The organism is Streptomyces sp. NPDC002790, assembly GCF_040295505.1.
Classification (GTDB): Bacteria; Actinomycetota; Actinomycetes; order Streptomycetales; family Streptomycetaceae; genus Streptomyces.
The window spans coordinates 1-17,451 of sequence record NZ_JBEOVM010000003.1 but is presented as its reverse complement, the minus strand read 5'-3'; the positions used below and the strand labels follow the sequence as shown (position 1 = coordinate 17,451).

Genomic DNA, 17,451 nt, shown 5'->3' with positions numbered 1-17,451 from the left:
CCCTCAGCGGGACGCGTCGCGCGCCACCTTGCGTGCCCACAGCACCAGCGGGATCTGCAGCGGAACCCGCGCTTGGACGGCGCGGCGCATCGGCGCGGGGCGGTCCTTCCAGTCGGCGGCCATCTTCACATTGGCCGGCACGACGGCGACGAAGAACGCGGCGGCCGCGGTGGCGGAGCGGGAGCGGGTTCGCGGCACGGCGACGCCCGCCGCGAGCGCCAGCTCCACCACCGCGCTGGCGTAGGTCCAGGTGCGCGGGGAGCCGGGCAGCCGGCGCGGCACGATGGCGTCGAACTGCTTCGGGAGCAGGAAGTGGGCGGCCCCGGCGCCGGCCAGTAGTCCGGCGAGGAGGTGGGAGGAGCGGGCGGGGCGCAAGTGAGCCTCCTGGGGCGGGGGAGCGTGGTGCGATCCGCACGACCCTACTTTCCGGTAACCACCGGCGTCGAGAGCCCGCGAGTCGAGAGTCCCCTGGCCGAGGGCCGCGAGTCGACAGCCCAGGCTGTGCAGCCAAAGTTGCACAGCCTGGGCTGTCGATCTATCGTGGAGGCATGAACGACGACAGCGCAGCGGTCGAGGAGCTCGCGGCCCGCGCCACCGACGAGGTGTGGGTGATCATCAGCCGGCTCCGCCGCAAGCTGATGGCGCTCGACGTGGACCCGGAGGGCGAGCTCTCGCCCGCCCAGGCGTCCGTGCTCTCCCGGCTCGACAAGTACGGGCCCTCGACCGCCAGTGAACTCGCGGCCATCGAGTCCGTCCGGCCGCAGTCCATGGCCAAGCACGTCATCGCCATGGAGGAGCGCGGTCTCGTCGAGCGCCGCCCGGACCCCGAGGACGGGCGCCGTCGCGTGGTCGCGCTCACCGACGCGGGGCGCGAGCGCCGCCAGGGTGTGCGCCGGGCCCGTCAGGAGTGGCTCGCCGGGCAGCTCGCCGAGCGCGGCAGCGCGGAGCAGCTGCGCGCCGTGATCACGGCGATGGCGCTGCTCGACGAGGTGACGCAGGCGTGAGTGGCATAGCCGAGCGCGTGCGGGGCGTGCGCGGGCGGGGCCTGCGCAAGCGCGGCGAGGCCGACGGATTCGACCGGCGCCTCGTCCCGCCGATGATCCTCGGGTCGATCCTGAACCCGATCAACTCCTCGATGCTCGCGGTCGCGCTCGTCCCGATCGGCCACGCCTTCGGCGTCCCACCTTCCCAGACGGCCTGGCTCGTCTCCGCCCTCTACCTCGCCACAGCCGTCGGCCAGCCGGTGATCGGCCGGCTCGTCGACGCGTTCGGGCCGCGCAGGCTCTATCTGCTCGGCACCGCACTCGTCGGCGCCGCGGGCCTGCTCGGCGTGTTCGCCCCGAGTTTCTGGCTGCTGATCGTCTCCCGGGTACTCCTCGGCTTCGGCACCTCCGCCGCGTACCCGGCCTCCATGTATCTGCTGCGCACGGAGTCCGAGCGCACCGGAATGAAGAGCCCCAGCGGCATCCTCGCCGCGCTGTCGGTGTCCAACCAGGTCATCGCCGTCATCGGCCCGACCCTCGGCGGCGTACTCATCGGCCTCGGCGGCTGGCACCTCATCTTCGCGATCAACGTGCCGCTGTCGCTCGCCTGTCTCGCGCTCGGCGCGCTGCGGCTGCCGAAGTCGGTGAGGGCCGGCCGCGAGGCGGACGCCGCGAATTCGGCGGACGTGCCCGGGATGCTGCTGTTCGCCGGGTCGCTCACCGCGTTCATGCTCTTCCTCACGTCGCCGGGGACCGCACACTGGTACCTGCCGGTGATCGGCGCCGTCGCGGGCGCGGTCTTCGTCCGCCGGGAACTGGCCTCCGCCGACCCCTTCATCGACCTGCGCGTACTGAGCGGCAACACTCCGCTGCTCGCCACGTACGCGCGTCAACTCCTCGCGTACACCACGTCGTACGCGTTCCTGTACGGCTACAGCCAGTGGCTCCAGGACGGCCGCGGCCTCGGCCCCGAACAGGCCGGTCTGCTGCTGCTCCCGATGTCCCTGATGGCCATCGGTGTCACCGTCCTCACCGGACGCCACCCGCAGGTACGGGGCAAGCTGTTCGTCGGCGGCCTCGCCCAACTCGTCGGAGTGGCAGCCCTGTTGGGGCTCAACTCCGGCAGCCCGATCTGGCTCCTCGTCGTCATCGGCGCGATCTTCGGCATCCCGCAGGGCCTCATCGGCCTCGCCAACCAGAACGCCCTCTACGCCCAGGCCGACCCGGAGCGCACGGGCGCGTCCGCCGGACTGCTGCGTACGTTCAGCTACCTCGGCGCGCTGCTCGCCTCCGCCGCGAACGCCGCGTTCTTCAAGAGCGGCGCCAACACGGCAGGGCTGCACGAGCTGGCCTGGATGCTGGTCGTCGTCTCCGTGCTGCTGCTCCTGGTGACCGTGGCCGACCGGGCACTGCGCCGCATCGGCCGGGACTGACCGCTCAGTCCCGCCCCGAACCACACACCACCCATTCAACTCCGCACATCCGTAAGGAATCCCACGTGTCTCTCACCACGCTCGACCCCAAGTCCGCCCTCGTCGTCGTCGACCTCCAGAAGGGCCTCATGGGCGTGTCCGGCGCCCCGCACACCGTGTCCGACGTCGTCGACCGCAGCGCCCGCCTCGCCGACGCCTTCCGCGCCGCAGGACTCCCGGTCGTCCTCGTCCGGGTCACCTTCGCCGCCGACGGCTCCGACGCGACGCCCGGACGCACCGAGACGCCCAGCGGTGGCCGTGCCATGCCCGAGGGGTGGGACGAGGTCACCGACGCGCTCGCCGGGCACCCCGAGGACATCACCGTCACGAAGCGGAACTGGTCGGCGTTCTACGGCACCGACCTCGACCTTCAGCTGCGCCGCCGTGGTGTCACCCAGGTCGTCCTGACCGGCGTCGCCACCAGCATCGGCGTCGAGTCCACGGCCCGCGCCGCCCACGAGCACGGCTACCACGTCACCCTCGCCACCGACGCCATGACCGACCTCGACCCGGAAGGACACCGCGGCAGCGTCGAGCGGATCTTCCCGCGGCTCGGCGAGACCGGCACGACGGACGAGGTGCTGAAGCTGCTGGCCCCGACTCACTGAGCCGCGCCCGGTCCCTGACGCCCCGTCGACCGCACCGTACGCTTCGAGTGTTCGAAGCGGTCGACGGAAGGCAGTTGCGGGGCATGGGGTTTCGGGAACGTACGTGGTTCGGGCGGTTGGGGCGGTCGGCGGCGCCGGCCGCGCTCGCGGTGCTGTTGCTCGCGGGATGCCAGGGGGTGGGCGACGGCGGGTCCGAGGACTCGGCGCACGGCTCCGAGCCCTCGACGTCGGCGGGCGCGACCACCGGAGCCCCCGCGCAGGAGGGCACCCTCCCCGGCGTGCCGAGCGCGGACGAGGCCCGCGGTGAGCTGGCCGAACTGAAGGTGGCGCCCCACGGTTCCATGTCCGGCTACAGCCGCGAGAAGTTCCCGCACTGGATGGAGCAGGGCGACAGCTGCTCGACCCGCGAGGCGGTCCTCGAGCGCGACGGCAAGGACGTGAAGACGGACGACGAGTGCCGCGCGGTCTCCGGGAATTGGGTGAGCGTGTACGACGGCGAGAAGTTCACGGACTCCGGGGACCTCGACATCGACCACACCGTGCCGCTCGCCAACGCCTGGCGTTCCGGCGCCGACCAGTGGACGCAGGAGCAGCGCAAGTCGTTCGCCAACGACCTGAAGCACCCCCAACTCCTGTCGGTGTCCGCCCACTCGAACCGCTCCAAGGGCGACCAGGGCCCCGACGAGTGGCGGCCGGATGCCAAGGACTACTGGTGCACGTACGCCCGTTCCTGGGTGTCGGTGAAGTCGACGTACGAACTGACCGTCACCGACGCCGAGAAGAAGGAGCTGACGACGATGCTGGGGACGTGTTCGGCGTGAGCGGGGAACGGCTTCAGGACGACGTGAAGGCGGGGCCCGGGGGCGCCATGACCGACGAGGTCGGCGTGGTCACCGGAGACCTCACCGTCGCCACGATCGGGGAGACCGGGGACCGGGCCCGGATCGCCGTCCAGTACACCGGCGCCGACGAGTGGTACACCCTCACCGGCAGCCCGGCACCGCTGCCGACCGAGGGCCTGGCCGCCCTGCACGCCGAGGTGCTGCGCCGCGTAGAACACGGGGGAGGCGCGGTCAGCCCTCCAGGTACCGCCGGGGATTGACCCGCAGGATCGTGTCGATGTCGTCCTTGGAGACACCCTTGCCGGCGAGGGCGGGCAGCACGTCCTCGCTGATGTGCCGGTAGTTCCAGTGCGGGGCGACCTCGGCGCGGTCGATGTCACCGAACCAGTCGATGACACACGCGGCGTCGTGCGAGATCGTGATCCGGTCCGTGTAACCGCGGCGTACGAGCTGGACGATGGTGTCGACGCGCTGCTCGGTGGTCAGTGGTGTGTCGAGCCCGAACCGGTCCATGCCGAGGTACGAGCCGGCGTCGGCGAGCCGCGTCAGATAGTCGAGGTCGGCGGAGTCGCCGGAGTGGCCGATGACGACGCGCGCCAGATCGACGCCCTCCTCCGCCAGCACGCGCTGCGCGACGAGCCCCGACTCCGAAGCCGCGTGGGTGTGCACGGTGATCGGCGCCCCGGTGTCCACCGACGCCCGGCCGACCGCCCGCATGGCCCGCTCGACGCCGGGGGTGAGGCCCTGTTCCTCGATGGCGCACTTGAGGAACGCGGCGCGCACACCGGTGTCCGCGATGCCCTGGGTCAGATCCTTCACGAAGAGGTCGACGAGCGGCTCGGGGCCGCCGAACAAGGTGCCGGGGCCGTTGTAATGGAACTGGAACGGCAGGTCGTCGTACGTGTAGAGACCGGTCGCGGGGACGATGTTGAGGTCCGTGCGCGCGGCGATCTTCTGGACGCGGGGGATGTACCGGCCGAGGCCGAGCACCGTCGGGTCGAGGATCGTGTCGATGCCGAGCCCCTTGAGCTCGTTCAGCTGGGCGACGGCGTCGTCGACGACGGCCTGCTCGTCCCACTGCGCGTAGTTCTGCCGGAACTCCTCGCCGACGATGACGACGTGCTCGTGGACGAGTACGTTCCCGAGTCGGTCGGCGTCGATCGGGCCGCGGACCGTCCAGACCTGCGTCATCGGCGCGCCTCTCGCTGTGGACGTCGGAGTTGACGTCGGGTTCAAGGTGAGCCGAGCGTCCCGCCGGGTGCCCGCGTGCGTCAAGGTGTGCGGCAGGGTGTGATCGAAAGAGGCCCGTCGGCGGAGTCTCCAGGGCGTTGGGGGCCGCCCCGAAGCCAGGCCGACGAGCGACTCAGAGGCGGCGGATCCAGGCGGCGACGCCGTGGCCCACCACGAGATAGATCACCGCGGGCAGTGCGTTGTTGAAGAGGACGCGCAGCCCCTCGGTGTCCATGGTGAAGATGTCCTGCGACCAGCCGGACAGCCAGTCGGCCATGCCGTGCACGAACTCGACGAACACGTTCGACTGGTTCGCGTCGAGCAGGTACAGCAGGATCCAGAGGCCGAGGAAGACCGCGGCGATGTCGGCGAGAGTGTGCACGATCAGCGCGAGACGGTCCGCGCCACGTCCGCTGCGGTTGCGCACCGGGCGGCCGGACGCGGTGAACCCGGAGTTCTGGCCGTAACCGGTGTGCGGGACGGGTTCGTACGGCGCGTCCGGGCCCTGTCGGTAGGCGGGCTGCGGGGGCCCGACGTACGGGGCGCGTTGGTCGCCGTGCATCGGGGCGCGGGGACCACCGTCGTACGGGGCGCCGGGGCCGCCGTGCATGGGGTCGGTGTCTCCGCCTTGTGCGGGATAAGGGCCCCTATATGGGGGCCTGTTCGGGCTGGATCCGTATGGGGCATTGTTCCCAATGCCGTCGCTGGGGTGAGTCACGGGCGGCATGTTGCCCGTCCCGAGCGGCCGAAACCCGCTTCACCGTCACTTCACACACGTTGCGCATCGCGGGCTCAATCGCGGGGTGCACCACGAGGTCGAGGGTGCCCCGCACGTCGTGATGATGTCGCATCGCGCCCCGACGTCGTCGTCCGCCGGACCGGAGACACCACCGCCCTGCCCCACGGCCCCTGCGGTGAGCCGATGGCTCGGTAGTGGCTGGCCGACCGGCGCCTCTGGTGGGCCGATGGATCAGTGAATTCGACCTCTCTTGAACCATCGGCCCCTCAGGTGCTGAGATGTGCGTGTCGATGGCGCTGCGGATCCCGAGGGATCTCCGCGGCGCCTTTCTCATGCGTGCGCAGGTCGACCGATCGAAGGGGCGGGGCACTTTGCTGAAGAGGGCGTTCGTGGTGGCGGATCCGGGGCGGATGCGGCTGCGGTTCGCGGCGCGGGCCGTGCTGGGGATCGGGCTCGCCGTCGCACTGTGCGGCGCGGTCGGGCAGTCGCTGACGGGCGCGATCACGGGCGGCCTCGCCGCGCTGCTCGCGCTGTTCACGGTGACCGACGCGACGGTGCGCGGGCAGGCGGTGACGACGGCGTTGCTGCCGCTGGTCGGGCTGCCGGTGCTCGCGCTCGCGGCCGTGCTCCATGACGTACCCCTCGCGCGCGACCTCGCCTTCCTCGCCGTGGTCGGCGCGGGCGTGTACGCGCGGCGGTGGGGGCCGCGCGGGCACTCGCTCGGCGTCTTCGCGTTCATGACCTTCTTCGCCGCCCAGTTCCTGCACACCGTGCCGCGGCAACTGCCCGAGCTGTACGTCGCGGTGCTGATGTCGCTCGGCGCGGCGGCGGTCGTCCGGTTCGGGGTGTGGTGCTACGAGCGGCGGCTCCCGGCTCCCGTCGGCGTGCCCGCGCCGACCGGGGGCACGGGGCTCGCGCGGATCACGACGAGGCAGGCCGTGCAGGCGACCGTGGGGGCGGGATTCGCGCTCGGCATCGGGCAGTTGCTCTCCGACCAGCGGTGGTACTGGGCCGTGGGCGCCACGTGGTGGGTGTTCGTGGCGACGACGTCGCGCGGGGAGACGGTGGTGCGGGGCTTCCGGCGGTTCCTGGGGACGGCGCTCGGCATCGTCCTCGGCTTCCTGGTCGCCGTCCCGCTGCACGACCACGCGGTGGCCGCCGCCGTGATCGTCGCGGTCAGCGTCTTCGGGATCTTCTACACCGCCCACGTCTCGTACACGTGGATGATGCTCGCGGTCACCGTGATGGCGAGCATGCTGTACGGGCTCCTCGGCGTACTCGACCCGGCGCTGCTGGCCCTCCGGGTGGGGGAGACGGCGGTCGGTTCGCTCGGCGCCGTGCTCGCGGTGCTGCTCCTGCTGCCCGTGACCACGCACTCCGTCACCGAGGCGTGGGTCGAGCGGGCCCTGCGGTGCGTGCACGCGTGTACTGCCGAGGCGGCGGCGCGGCTGGGTGGTGACGTGGGCGCCGATCCGGCGTCGCGCGTCGCGGAGCTCGAGCACATTCTCGGGCGGGTACGTCTGTCGCTGTCGCCGCTCGTGCATCCGCTGAGTCCCGTGAAGGGCCGCAAGGGGCGGGCCCGGCACATACTCGCGCTGCTCGACGACTGTGCGCGTGAGGTGCGCGGGCTCGCGTCCGTCGCCGCGGATCCGGAGGCGTCGCACGATGGGCGGCTCGCGGCGGCGTGTCAGCGGGTGGAGGGGGCGGTAGAGGTGCTTGTGGCGGGGGCGCCGTGTGCTCGCGTGGTGGTCGAGGCGCCGCGGATCGCGGACGCGGAGCATCCGGTCCTGTCCCACCTGCACGCGATCGAGCGCGCGCTGGTGGAGTTGGCGGTCCCCCTCCGCGGGGCCCGCGGCACGTAGCCCACGCCACGGGGCTCCGCCCCGGACCCCGCGCCTCAATCGCCGGCGGGGCTTGATTTTGCCGCAGGGGCTTGAGCATCAAGCCCCTGCGGCGTTTGAGCAGGCCCGCCCGGCAGGACTTTCGGGAAGGGGCGGGGTGGGCCAGACATGCGGCCCCGGCACGGGACAGCGGCGCGCAGGCGGATGCGCGCGCCCCCGGCGCAGTTCCCTGCGCCCTCCGCGGGGGCGTAACCAGCCGCCCAGCGGCGCGGACTTGTGGTTGTCTCGCAGCGGCGTGGACACCGGCTCACCGTTTGAGGCAGGTGTCCGGGGCACATACAGGGTGGATCAGTTCGCCCGACGGGTAGACCCCGCGCCATCGAACGTCCAGGGCGCACACCCGTGCGGGAGCGGGCCGCGCGCCGACGACCAGCCGCTGGGGGTGCACCATGCGTAGCAACCTGCGCCGAAACGGAACACGAGCCGCAGAGGACGCGACGAACGCGACTTACGCGAGGGGTGCGATGACCGCGCCAGACCCGGCGGACGCCGCCGGCTGGCTGGCCCTCGCCGCGAACCGGCACACCGCCGAACCGCCCCGCCACGACCGCTGCCCGGTCACCTCCGACGGCGCCCGCCCCAAGCCCGCCACCCCCCGCGAAACCGGCGAAGTCGCGTACGCCGCAACCGCGTTCGTCCGCCAGCACCACGCGGAGGAGGGCCTCGGCGACCCGGCCACCCGCCTCGCCGAGGTCGACGCGGAACTCGCGACCACGGGCACGTACACCCACACCCCGCAGGAACTCGTCTTCGGCGCCCGCGTCGCCTGGCGCAACGCCAACCGCTGCATAGGCCGCCTCTACTGGCAGTCCCTGCGCGTACGCGACCTGCGGCACCTCAGCACCGCCGAGGAGATCGCCGAAGCCTGCGCCGACCATCTGCGCGAGGCGGCCCCCGGCGGCCGCATCCGCCCGCTCATCACGGTCTTCGCCCCCGACCGTCCTGACCACCCAGGACCCCGCATCTGGAACGACCAACTCATCCGCTACGCCGGATACATCCAGCGCGACGGCCACGTGGTCGGAGACCCGCGCGGCACCGGACTCACCGCGTACGCCCGCCGCCTGGGCTGGCGAGGCGGCGACGGCAGCCCCTTCGACGTACTGCCGCTGCTCGTCCAGGCCGACGCGCGCGAGCAGCCCCGCTGCTTCGACCTCCCCGCCGACGCGGTCCTCGAAGTGCCCCTGGAACACCCGGAATTCGACTGGTGGTCGAGCCTGGGCCTGCGCTGGTACGCGGTCCCCGCGCTCGCCAACATGTGCCTGGAGATCGGCGGCGTCTGCTACGGCGCCGCGCCCTTCAACGGCTGGTACATGGGCACGGAGATCGGCGCCCGCAACCTCGCCGACACCGACCGCTACAACCTGCTGCCCTACCTCGCCGACCGCCTCGGCCTCGACACCACCAGCGACCGTTCGCTCTGGAAGGACCGCGCACTCGTCGAGCTGAACCGCTCCGTCCTGCACTCCTTCGACAGCGCGGGCGTCACGATGGCCGACCACCACACCGAGTCCCGGCGCTTCCTCACCCACGTCGCCCGCGAGGAGTCCCGAGGCCGCGCCGTCGGCGCCGACTGGTCCTGGATCGTCCCGCCGCTCTCCGGCTCGACGACCCCGGTCTTCCACCGCACGTACGACGACGAACCGAGCACCCCCGCCTACGTCCACCACCCCGACGCCCACACCCGCGCCCGCGGCGAGGACCCGCGCACACAACGACCCGCGAGTTCCTGGCGGGACCTGCTCTGACCTCCTGCGCTGCTACCGTCGGCGGCACGGGCGCCGGGCCCGCACGCCGAAAGGGGACGCAGTGACCGGGAGTCAGGCAGGGCGGGCGTACATCGGATCGTTCACGGCGGCCGGCGGGCGCGGCATCGTGACCGCGGCGGCCGACCCGAAGGACGGCTCGCTCACGCTCCTCGACGCCACGGACGAGCTGCCCGACCCCTCGTATCTGACGGTCCGTGGCGGCCTGTTGTACGCGGTGAGCGAGACGGTCGACGGGGCGGTGGCCGCGTTCCGCACGGACTCGGCGCCGCTCGCGCTCGCCGCGCCGCTGGTGCCGGTGAACGGCGAGGGCCCCACCCATCTGTCGGTGTGGGGCGGGCTGGTCCTGACAGCCAACTACGGTTCCGGCAGCGTCAGTTCGGTCCCGTTGCGCGGCGACGGCATCCCGGTCGAGGCCGCGGCCGAGGTCCACCGGCACACGGGCTCGGGCCCGCACCCACAGCGCCAGCAGTTCCCGCACGCCCACCAGATCCTGCCGGACCCGACAGGCGCCTTCGCCCTTGCGGTCGACCTGGGCACGGACTCGGTGCGCACGTACACGAAGAACCCCGACGGCAGCGGCCTCCTGCCGCACCAGGAAACGGCCATGCGCCCCGGCTCCGGCCCCCGCCACCTGGCCTTCCACCCGTCGGGCGACTACGTGTACGTCCTCAACGAACTCGCCCCCACGCTGACCGTCTGCGCCTGGAACGCCGCGGACGGCGCCCTCAAGCCGCTCACGGAGATCCCGGTCCTGACGGGTGCGCCGGCCGACGACGCGTACCCCTCGGCGCTCGTCGTCGCCCCCGACGGCCGCTTCCTGTGGACGGCGACGCGCGGCGCCGACCTGATCTCCCTCTTCGCCCTCGACCCGAGCGGCGAGCGGCCGACCCTCCACGGCACCGTGCCCTGCGGCGGAAACTGGCCCCGCGACCTGGCCCTCGACCCGTCGGGCCGCTTCCTCTACGCCGCGAACGAGCGCTCGGGCGACGTCACATGGTTCACGGTCGACCGGGAGTCCGGGGTCCCGGTACGGGGCGGCAGCGCGCCCGTCCCGGCCCCGTCCTGCGTGGTGTTCGGCTAGACCACCGGCTCGGCCATGCCGACCAGGTAGTTCCGAGCCGCGGGACGGACCTCCGCCGCCCAACCGAGGGCGGCCAGGTCCGCGGTCAGCGCCTCGGTCTCGTGGCAGATCTTCACGATGCGGTACCGGCTGCCGTCGTCGAGTTCGCGCACCGCCGCCGGGGAGGCCTCGCCCGTCAACAGCTCCTCGTCCGTGGCCATGGGCAGCCCGTCGTCGACGAAGACGACCTTGCCGCCCGGCGCGAGCGAGGCGGCGACGGTGTTCCAGAACCCCGGCATCCGGGCCGGTGGCACGTGCGACAGCCAGAAACCGAAGAACACGGTGTCGTAGCGCCGCGAGGGCCGCCAGTCGAACAGATCGGCGCGCTCGAAGCGGACGTTGGGCGCGTGGACCCGCTCCCGTGCGATCGCGAGCACTTCCTCCGACGCGTCGACGGCCGTCACGGACGTGGCCCGCGGCGCGAACAGCGCGGTCCACTGCCCCGTCCCACAGGCCAGCTCCAGCACGTCCCCGCCGACCGGCCACTCGGCACTGGCCCCCAACAACTCGCGCAGGTCCGCCCGTTCCGCATAGGCCCGGTCGTACTCGGGCGCCCGCGCCCGGTAGTAAGCCAGCTGTTCCGTCACGAGGGCGTCGTCAAGACTCATCAACCGACGCCAACCGCCACGCACCACCCCCGTCCGCCAAATCAAGTCCGTCCGGCAATCAAGCCCGTCCGGCGATTGAGGACAATCAACATCCGCCGCAACCAACACAAAAACGGGGCCCGGGACACCGCCCCGAGCCCCGACCCCCAACCGCTCAGCCGCCGGAGGCAACCGGCTGGGGCGTGATCCCCAGCGCCGCCGCGTACTGGGCGAGCGCGAGCTTGCCCATCGCCGGATACGCCCCCAGCGGCTCCGCCACAGCACACCCCGCATCCTTGGCGGCAGCCTCAAGCACGGACGGATCGAGCTCCGGACCGACGAGATACGGCGCGAGCGCCAGCTGCTGCGAACCGGAACCGCGCAGCTGCTCGGCGGTGGCGGCGACCGCCCCCTCCTCGTCGAGCGCCGCGGCCATCACCGGCACAGCGAGCCGCGCGGCGAGCAGCATGCCGGTGATCCCGGCGGCCTGCACCGCTTCCTCGCCGCCTATGGAGGCGAGGATGATCCCGTCCGCGGCCGTGGTCACGGCGAAGAGGCGGGCGCGGTCGGCGCGGGCCAGGCCGGCCTCCGAGAGCCGCACGTGCAGCGCCTCCGCGAGCAGCGGGTGCGGTCCGAGTACGTCGGTCAGCTCCGCGGCGACCCGGCTGTCGGCGATGGCCTGCCGGATCTGCCGCAGCTGGGCGTTGTCCGGTCCTGCGAGCAGCGGCACGACGACGCCGACGGGCCCGGCCGGCTCCCGCGCCTCGACACCGGCCGCGAGCGCCTGCTCGTAGCGGGCGGTGCGCTCCTTCGCGGCGTGCGCGAGCACGGACGCCAGCGAGGGGAACTCCGCCGAGATCGGGAAGTCGGTGAGCTCACCCTCCACGAAGCCCACCCGCGCGTCCAGACCGGGCAGCTCGGAACGGGCGATGCTCACGACCTCGTCGGCGAGCATGCGCGTCGCGGCGCTGGGCGTGCCGGGCACCGCGAGCACAAGAGACGGCGCGCCCTCAGGGGCGGCCACGGGTTCCGGACGACGGTGACGTCCGGACTGTCGGGGGCGCGGCATTCGTACGGGCAGGCCGGATGCGGGCCCAGTGGGGGTGCTCATGGCGCCGCATGCTACTGGCTCGACCGGGTTCGTTGTTCGGTCAGGGTGCAGGTGAGCGGTTTCCGTCCGAGATTGTCCTTTCAGTTACGAATCCTGCAAGTGTCCTGGTCCGGAGGGGTGTGCGGGATATTCGACGGGGTATTCGAAGTGAATTACGGCACATTCAGTAGGCGCCGGTCGAGCGGCAGCCCGAGTTCGTCCGCGGTGAGCGCGGAGGCGATCACGAGAGCCCCGTGCAGCGGGTCGCCGGCGGCGGTCACGACCGTGGCCCGCGGGAGCTGCTCGGCCAGCTCGTCCCGCAGTGGGCCGAGCAGCGGCTCGCCCATCTTGAAAAGGCCACCGGTCAGGGCGACCTCGCCGCCGTCGGCCGGGCAGACCGCCTCGGCGGCCTCGGCGACATGGGCGGCGGCCCGGCGCAGGATGTCGGCGGCGACTGGGTCGTCGACGGCGCAGCGCGCCACGTCGGGGGCGAAGGAGGCCAGCGCCGCCGGTCGGTCGGTGCGCGGGTAGATCCGGCCCGGCAGTTCGATGGCGGGACCGAAGCGTTCCTCGGCGAGCGCGAGCAGCGCCTTGCTCCCGCCGCGCCGCCCGTCGAAGGCGCGCATCGCGGCGTCGAGCCCGGCCTGTCCGATCCACGCGCCGCCGCCGCGGTCCCCGAGCAGGTGTCCCCACCCGTCGGCCCGCCGCCAGCTCCCGAGGTCGGTGCCGAGGGCGATCATCCCGGTGCCCGCAGCGACGACCGCGCCGCGCCGCTGCCCGAGCGCACCCGCGTACGCGGTGACTCCGTCGGCGGCCAACGCGAGCCGTTCGAGGCCCAGTTCACGCGCGAGCGCCCCCGGCAGCTCGGCCCGCAGCCCGTCGCCGAGCGTCGCCATCCCGGCCGCCCCCAACGCGGTGGCGGACACCGCGACATCACCGGCCCGGCCCAGCAACTCGCGGGTCAGCGGCACGAGTTGCTCGACCATGTGCCCGGGGTCGATGCCGGACCCTGACGTACGTACAGGTACGGAAGAAGCGGTCGTCAGCGCGCTCCCGATGTCGTCGGCCGGCGCGAGGGCGACCCGGAGCCCCGAGCCGCCCGAGTCCACCCCGAGCACCCACTCGGCCGGGGTCCTGGTCACGGCAGCCGCCAGTCGACGGGCTGCGCGCCCTGGCGTTCGAGAAGGTCGTTGGCCCGGCTGAACGGGCGGGAGCCGAAGAAGCCGCGGTCCGCCGACATGGGGGAGGGGTGCGAGGACTCGACCGCCGGATAGTCGCTGAGCAGCGGCCGCAGATTGCGCGCGTCACGGCCCCACAGAATCGACACGAGCGGCGTCCCGCGCGCGGCCAGGGCGCGGATCGCCTGCTCGGTGACCTGCTCCCAGCCCTTGTCGCGGTGCGAGGCCGGGCGGCGCGGGGCCACGGTGAGCGACCTGTTGAGGAGCAGCACACCCTGCCGCGCCCACGGCGTCAGGTCCCCGTTCGAGGGCTGCGGCAGGCCCAGGTCCGCGTTCAGCTCGCGGTAGATGTTGATGAGGCTGGGCGGCAGGGGCCGTACGTCCGGGGCCACCGAGAACGACAGACCGACGGCGTGCCCCGGCGTCGGATACGGATCCTGCCCGACGATCAACACCCGCACCTCGTCGAACGGCTGCTGGAAGGCGCGCAACACGTTGGCGCCCGCCGGGAGGTAGGTGCGCCCGGCGCCGATCTCCGCGCGGAGGAATTCCCCCATCGCGGAGATCTGTCCGGCCACGGGCTCGAGGGCCTTCGCCCAGCCCGCTTCGACGATTTCATGCAGAGGTCGTGGTGCCACGAGCGTCACCCTACTGCCGCCCCGGCGCCCCACCTCAACCGGCCGCCGTCAATCACCCACCGTGGTAAGGGCGGTGCGCAGCGCCCACGGTGTCGCGGCCGCCCACGCCTGCGGGGAGCAGGAGTGCGGGTAGGGGACCGGGCGGGCGGCGTCGGTGCGTTCGTAGCCGCCGAGCACCTCGGGGAGCCGGTGCCCGTGCCCGGCCGCCGCGTCGACCAGCCCGGACGCCATCCGGCGCAGCTCGTCGCCGAGCCCGTAGCGGGCGAGGCCGAGCGCGATGACGGCGTTGTCGTGCGGCCAGGCGCTGCCGCGGTGGTACGACAGCGGGTGGTAGGGGCGTTGACCCGCGGCGAGCGTGCGGATCGCCCAGCCGGAGAAGAAGTCCGGTTCGAGGAGTCGCGCTCCCACGCGTCGCGCGCGGTCCTTGTCGAGGATGCCCGACCACAGCAGATGTCCCGCGTCCGAGGCGAGCGCGTCGACCGGGCGGCCCGCGCCGTCGAGGGCGAGTGCCGGGAAGTCGTCCCCGGCCAGCCAGAAGTCGAGGGTGAAGCGCGCCCGCAGCTCGTCGGCCAGACGGTCCAACTCCCGTGCGTACGCGCCGTCCTGCCACACCTCCGCGGCCAGGCGGGCGGTGCGGCGCAGCGCGTCGTACGCGTAGCCCTGTGCCTCGGACACGGCGATGGGGCCCTCCGCCTGGGTGCCGTCCTTGAAGCAGATGGCGCCGGCGGAGTCCTTCCAGTTCTGGTTGACGAGACCGTTCGGGTCCGGCTCGTACACGAGATATCCGTGCTCGCGCAGGCCGCCGTCGCCGAGCATCCAGTCGACGGCGGAGCGGGCGTGCGCCTCCAGGCGGGTGGCGAGCGCCGTGTCCTTCGTCGTCTCGCAGTGGGCGTGCAGCAGCACCAGGAACAGCGGCGTCGCGTCGATCGTCCCGTAGTAACGCCCGTACGGAACCTGGCGGAAGTGGGCGAGTTCGCCGCGTCGCGTCTCGTGCACGATGCGGCCGGGCTGCTCGCCGCGGAACGCGTCGTACTCCCGCCCTTGCGTCGCGGCGAGCGCGCTCAGCGTGCCGACCGCGAGGGCGGGACGGTAGGGGAGCATGAAGTACGAGGTGAGCAGCGAGTCCCGGCCGAACAGGGTGAGGAACCACGGCACACCGGCCGCCGGGATGCTGACGGGTTCGCCGTCCACGCCGGGAGCGGAGATCGTCAACAGGTCCAGATCTGCAATGCCTTGGGCGCATGCACGACCCAAGTCGCCTGATACGTCGGTGAGTTCATACTCGCCGCCACGAACCCGGTCCGCCGCGAGCTGCGGCCCGCCGTGCGGCTGCGCCGTGACGTTCAGCCGCAGCTCGGCCCGGCCGTGCGGCGCCAGACTCAGCCGCCACACCAGCTCGTACGGGCCGTATCCGCGTACGGAATCGGGTGCAGGCGCCGCGGACACGACGGTGCGCGCGTGCCAGTCGGCCCGGCGGTAGTCGAACTCGACGCCGGTGTCCGTGCGGTGAGCCGTGTGTTCCGCACCGGGCTTCGGGTAGCTGCGTTCGTCCGCACGCAGTTCGAAGGTGTCGGCGAAGTCGGCGTCCGCGGTGATGACGACCTCGGCGACGAGCGGATCCGGGCTGTTGCTGACCAGCTGCAAGGTGTCCGTGAACTCGCCTGCTGTGACGGCCTGTTGACGGAACACGGTGTACGCGGGCGGCGCGTCGCGAGTCCCTTCCGGAGTGAGTACGCACTCGCCGGCCGGCCCGGTGGGGGAGAGGACGACGGGCGCGCTGCCGTCGACGGTGAGTTGCCAGCGGCTCAGGTGCCGGGCGTCGCGCACGAACAGCCCGTCAGGCGTGGCCCCGCGCGTACCCGTGACACCCCCATCGGGGTCGAGGTGCGCGAACGTGGCGTCGCGCACGAGTTGAGTGCGGGGAGCGGCACCGCTCATCGGGCTGCCTCCTCGGAGTTCAGCAGGTCGAGGGCGAGCGCCGCCGTCCACGAGAACGAGCGGGCGCCGCGCGCCGCGCCCGTGGTCGGATCGACGTACTCCGCGAAGCCGGAGGTGCCCGCCGTGTCGAGGAACGCGGCGCGGATCCGGTCGGCGTGCGGGTGCCGGCCCTGGGTGCGCAGCCCGCGCTCGATGAGCCACGCGGTGTTGAACCAGGCCGGGCCCCGCCAGTACCGGGTCGGGTCGAAGGCTGGGCCCGTCAGGTCGTAACTCGGCACGAGGGCCGTGGAGCCGGTGTGGAAGGCAGGGCCGTCCAGCGTCGACACCAGACGGTCCACGACCGCTTCGGGCAGACCGGGGGCGAGCAGCGGGACGAGTCCCGCCACGCTGCGGGCCGGCACAAATGTGTCGTCGACGAGGTCGCGGGCCCGGAAAAGACCCGCCTCGTCGTCCCACAGACGTGTCACCAGCGCGTCGGTGAGCTGCGCGGCCCGCGCCTCGTGGGCCGCCGCGTCGACGCCCAGGCACCCCGCGATCTCGGCGAGCGCCAACTCGCTTGCGATCAACAGGGCGTTCACGCACGGGTCCTCGAGCCGGAACGGGTGCGCGGCCGTACGGTCGTCGTACCCCGCGTCGCGGTAGTCGACGGCGAGCCGCACATAGCGTCCATAGTCGAGGTCGGTCGGTCGGTCCGCCGGGTGGCCGTGGTCGAGGTCGGCGCGCCGGTAGCTGCCGGGGTCCGCCGGGGTTACGCGGGCCAACGGGGCGTCCCAGCAAGGGCTGTTGTCCATGCCGGGCTCCCACGGGTGCACGATCGCAGCGAGGCCACCGCCACCCAGGTCGCGCCGGTCGAGGAGGTAGCGGTGCCAGGCCACGAGGCGCGGATACACCCGGGGCAGGAAGCCGCGACGCCGCGACTCGGCGGGGTCGGCCCGGTGCACCAGCCAGGCGGCGAGTGCGTGTACGGGTGGCTGGACGATGCCCGACGTCTCGGGCGAGAGGGGCGCGTCCACCCCGGCGCCCGCCGTGGACGAGCGCCAGAAGTCGGGGCTCGGGAAGTACGCCCCGTTCGGCACCGCCGCGTTGAACACGATGTGCGGGACCCGTCCGTCGCCCCACTGTGCCCCGAGCAGCGACTCCAGCTCGCGCTGCGCCCGGCGCGCGGACAGGTGCCGCAGGCCGATCGCGATGAACGCCGAGTCCCAACTCCACTGGTGCGGATAGAGAGTTCGGGACGGCACCGTGCTCGTCCCCACCCAGTTGTCGAGGAGGACCCGGCCCCGGCCACCGCGCCCGGGAGGGGGCCGGGCGGGGCGTGGGGGGGGGCGGGCGGCGGGTGGAGGGCGCGCGCCCCGC

The 17,451-nt window shown here is 72.7% G+C and carries 17 protein-coding genes; 8 read left to right on the top strand and 9 right to left on the bottom strand.

The features are described 5' to 3' along the window. Positions 1-3: 3 nt before the first annotated feature. A complete protein-coding gene (locus ABT004_RS02605; RefSeq protein ID WP_351330983.1) occupies positions 4-375 on the bottom strand; it encodes a DoxX family protein in 372 nt (123 codons plus the stop codon). Between the two features lie 173 nt (positions 376-548). Between ABT004_RS02605 and ABT004_RS02600 the strand changes: the two genes are divergently transcribed. The 5 genes from ABT004_RS02600 (at position 549) to ABT004_RS02580 (ending at position 4,165) form a co-directional block, all read left to right on the top strand. Then, complete coding sequence (locus tag ABT004_RS02600) at positions 549-1,004, top strand: MarR family winged helix-turn-helix transcriptional regulator (protein WP_351330982.1); 456 nt, start codon at positions 549-551, stop codon at positions 1,002-1,004. 92 nt (positions 1,005-1,096) lie between these two features. Further along, positions 1,097-2,416, top strand: coding sequence for an MFS transporter (locus ABT004_RS02595; RefSeq protein ID WP_451190512.1), 1,320 nt, complete (start codon positions 1,097-1,099; stop codon positions 2,414-2,416). A 65-nt stretch (positions 2,417-2,481) separates the two neighbouring features. Further along, complete coding sequence (locus tag ABT004_RS02590; RefSeq protein ID WP_351330981.1) at positions 2,482-3,063, top strand: hydrolase; 582 nt, start codon at positions 2,482-2,484, stop codon at positions 3,061-3,063. An 83-nt stretch (positions 3,064-3,146) separates the two neighbouring features. Further along, positions 3,147-3,884, top strand: a complete 738-nt coding sequence (locus ABT004_RS02585) for an HNH endonuclease family protein (RefSeq protein ID WP_351330980.1) — start codon at positions 3,147-3,149, stop codon at positions 3,882-3,884. A 47-nt stretch (positions 3,885-3,931) separates the two neighbouring features. After that, positions 3,932-4,165 (top strand): hypothetical protein, encoded by a 234-nt coding sequence (locus ABT004_RS02580; protein ID WP_351331169.1) that lies wholly within the window; start codon positions 3,932-3,934, stop codon positions 4,163-4,165. Here the strand turns inward: ABT004_RS02580 and ABT004_RS02575 are convergent. Together ABT004_RS02575 and ABT004_RS02570 are read right to left on the bottom strand one after the other, a co-directional pair. Next, positions 4,137-5,096: a phosphotriesterase family protein gene (locus ABT004_RS02575; protein WP_351330979.1), complete on the bottom strand. Its 960-nt coding sequence runs from the start codon at positions 5,094-5,096 to the stop codon at positions 4,137-4,139. The two genes, ABT004_RS02580 and ABT004_RS02575, sit on opposite strands and share 29 nt — an antisense overlap. A 172-nt stretch (positions 5,097-5,268) precedes the next feature. Next, positions 5,269-5,697: a hypothetical protein gene (locus tag ABT004_RS02570; protein WP_451190516.1), complete on the bottom strand. Its 429-nt coding sequence runs from the start codon at positions 5,695-5,697 to the stop codon at positions 5,269-5,271. A gap of 548 nt (positions 5,698-6,245) precedes the next feature. On the opposite strand from ABT004_RS02570, the gene ABT004_RS02565 reads away from it, so the two are divergent. The 3 genes from ABT004_RS02565 to ABT004_RS02555 all read left to right on the top strand — a co-directional run bounded on the left by ABT004_RS02565 (position 6,246) and on the right by ABT004_RS02555 (position 10,625). Further along, positions 6,246-7,736: an FUSC family protein gene (locus ABT004_RS02565; protein ID WP_351330978.1), complete on the top strand. Its 1,491-nt coding sequence runs from the start codon at positions 6,246-6,248 to the stop codon at positions 7,734-7,736. A 503-nt stretch (positions 7,737-8,239) separates the two neighbouring features. Continuing rightward, entirely contained in the window at positions 8,240-9,523 is a 1,284-nt protein-coding gene (locus ABT004_RS02560) for a nitric oxide synthase oxygenase (protein WP_351330977.1), read from the top strand. A 61-nt stretch (positions 9,524-9,584) separates the two neighbouring features. Beyond that, positions 9,585-10,625, top strand: coding sequence for a lactonase family protein (locus tag ABT004_RS02555; protein WP_351330976.1), 1,041 nt, complete (start codon positions 9,585-9,587; stop codon positions 10,623-10,625). Here the strand turns inward: ABT004_RS02555 and ABT004_RS02550 are convergent. The 6 genes from ABT004_RS02550 to ABT004_RS02525 form a co-directional block, all read right to left on the bottom strand. After that, entirely contained in the window at positions 10,622-11,272 is a 651-nt protein-coding gene (locus ABT004_RS02550) for a class I SAM-dependent methyltransferase (protein WP_351330975.1), read from the bottom strand. The two genes, ABT004_RS02555 and ABT004_RS02550, sit on opposite strands and share 4 nt — an antisense overlap. 154 nt (positions 11,273-11,426) lie before the next feature. Beyond that, a complete protein-coding gene (locus ABT004_RS02545; RefSeq protein WP_351330974.1) occupies positions 11,427-12,362 on the bottom strand; it encodes a sirohydrochlorin chelatase in 936 nt (311 codons plus the stop codon). A 152-nt stretch (positions 12,363-12,514) separates the two neighbouring features. Then, positions 12,515-13,483: an N-acetylglucosamine kinase gene (locus tag ABT004_RS02540; protein WP_351330973.1), complete on the bottom strand. Its 969-nt coding sequence runs from the start codon at positions 13,481-13,483 to the stop codon at positions 12,515-12,517. After that, positions 13,480-14,157: a uracil-DNA glycosylase gene (locus ABT004_RS02535; protein WP_351330972.1), complete on the bottom strand. Its 678-nt coding sequence runs from the start codon at positions 14,155-14,157 to the stop codon at positions 13,480-13,482. The genes ABT004_RS02540 and ABT004_RS02535 overlap by 4 nt, the downstream gene beginning before the upstream one ends. A 48-nt stretch (positions 14,158-14,205) precedes the next feature. Then, on the bottom strand, positions 14,206-16,095 hold the full coding sequence (locus ABT004_RS02530; protein WP_351330971.1) for an amylo-alpha-1,6-glucosidase: 1,890 nt from the start codon (positions 16,093-16,095) through the stop codon (positions 14,206-14,208). Next, positions 16,092-17,451, bottom strand: a 1,360-nt coding sequence (locus tag ABT004_RS02525) for an MGH1-like glycoside hydrolase domain-containing protein (protein WP_502966951.1), incomplete at its 5' end; no start/stop codon positions are given. The genes ABT004_RS02525 and ABT004_RS02530, both read right to left, overlap by 4 nt.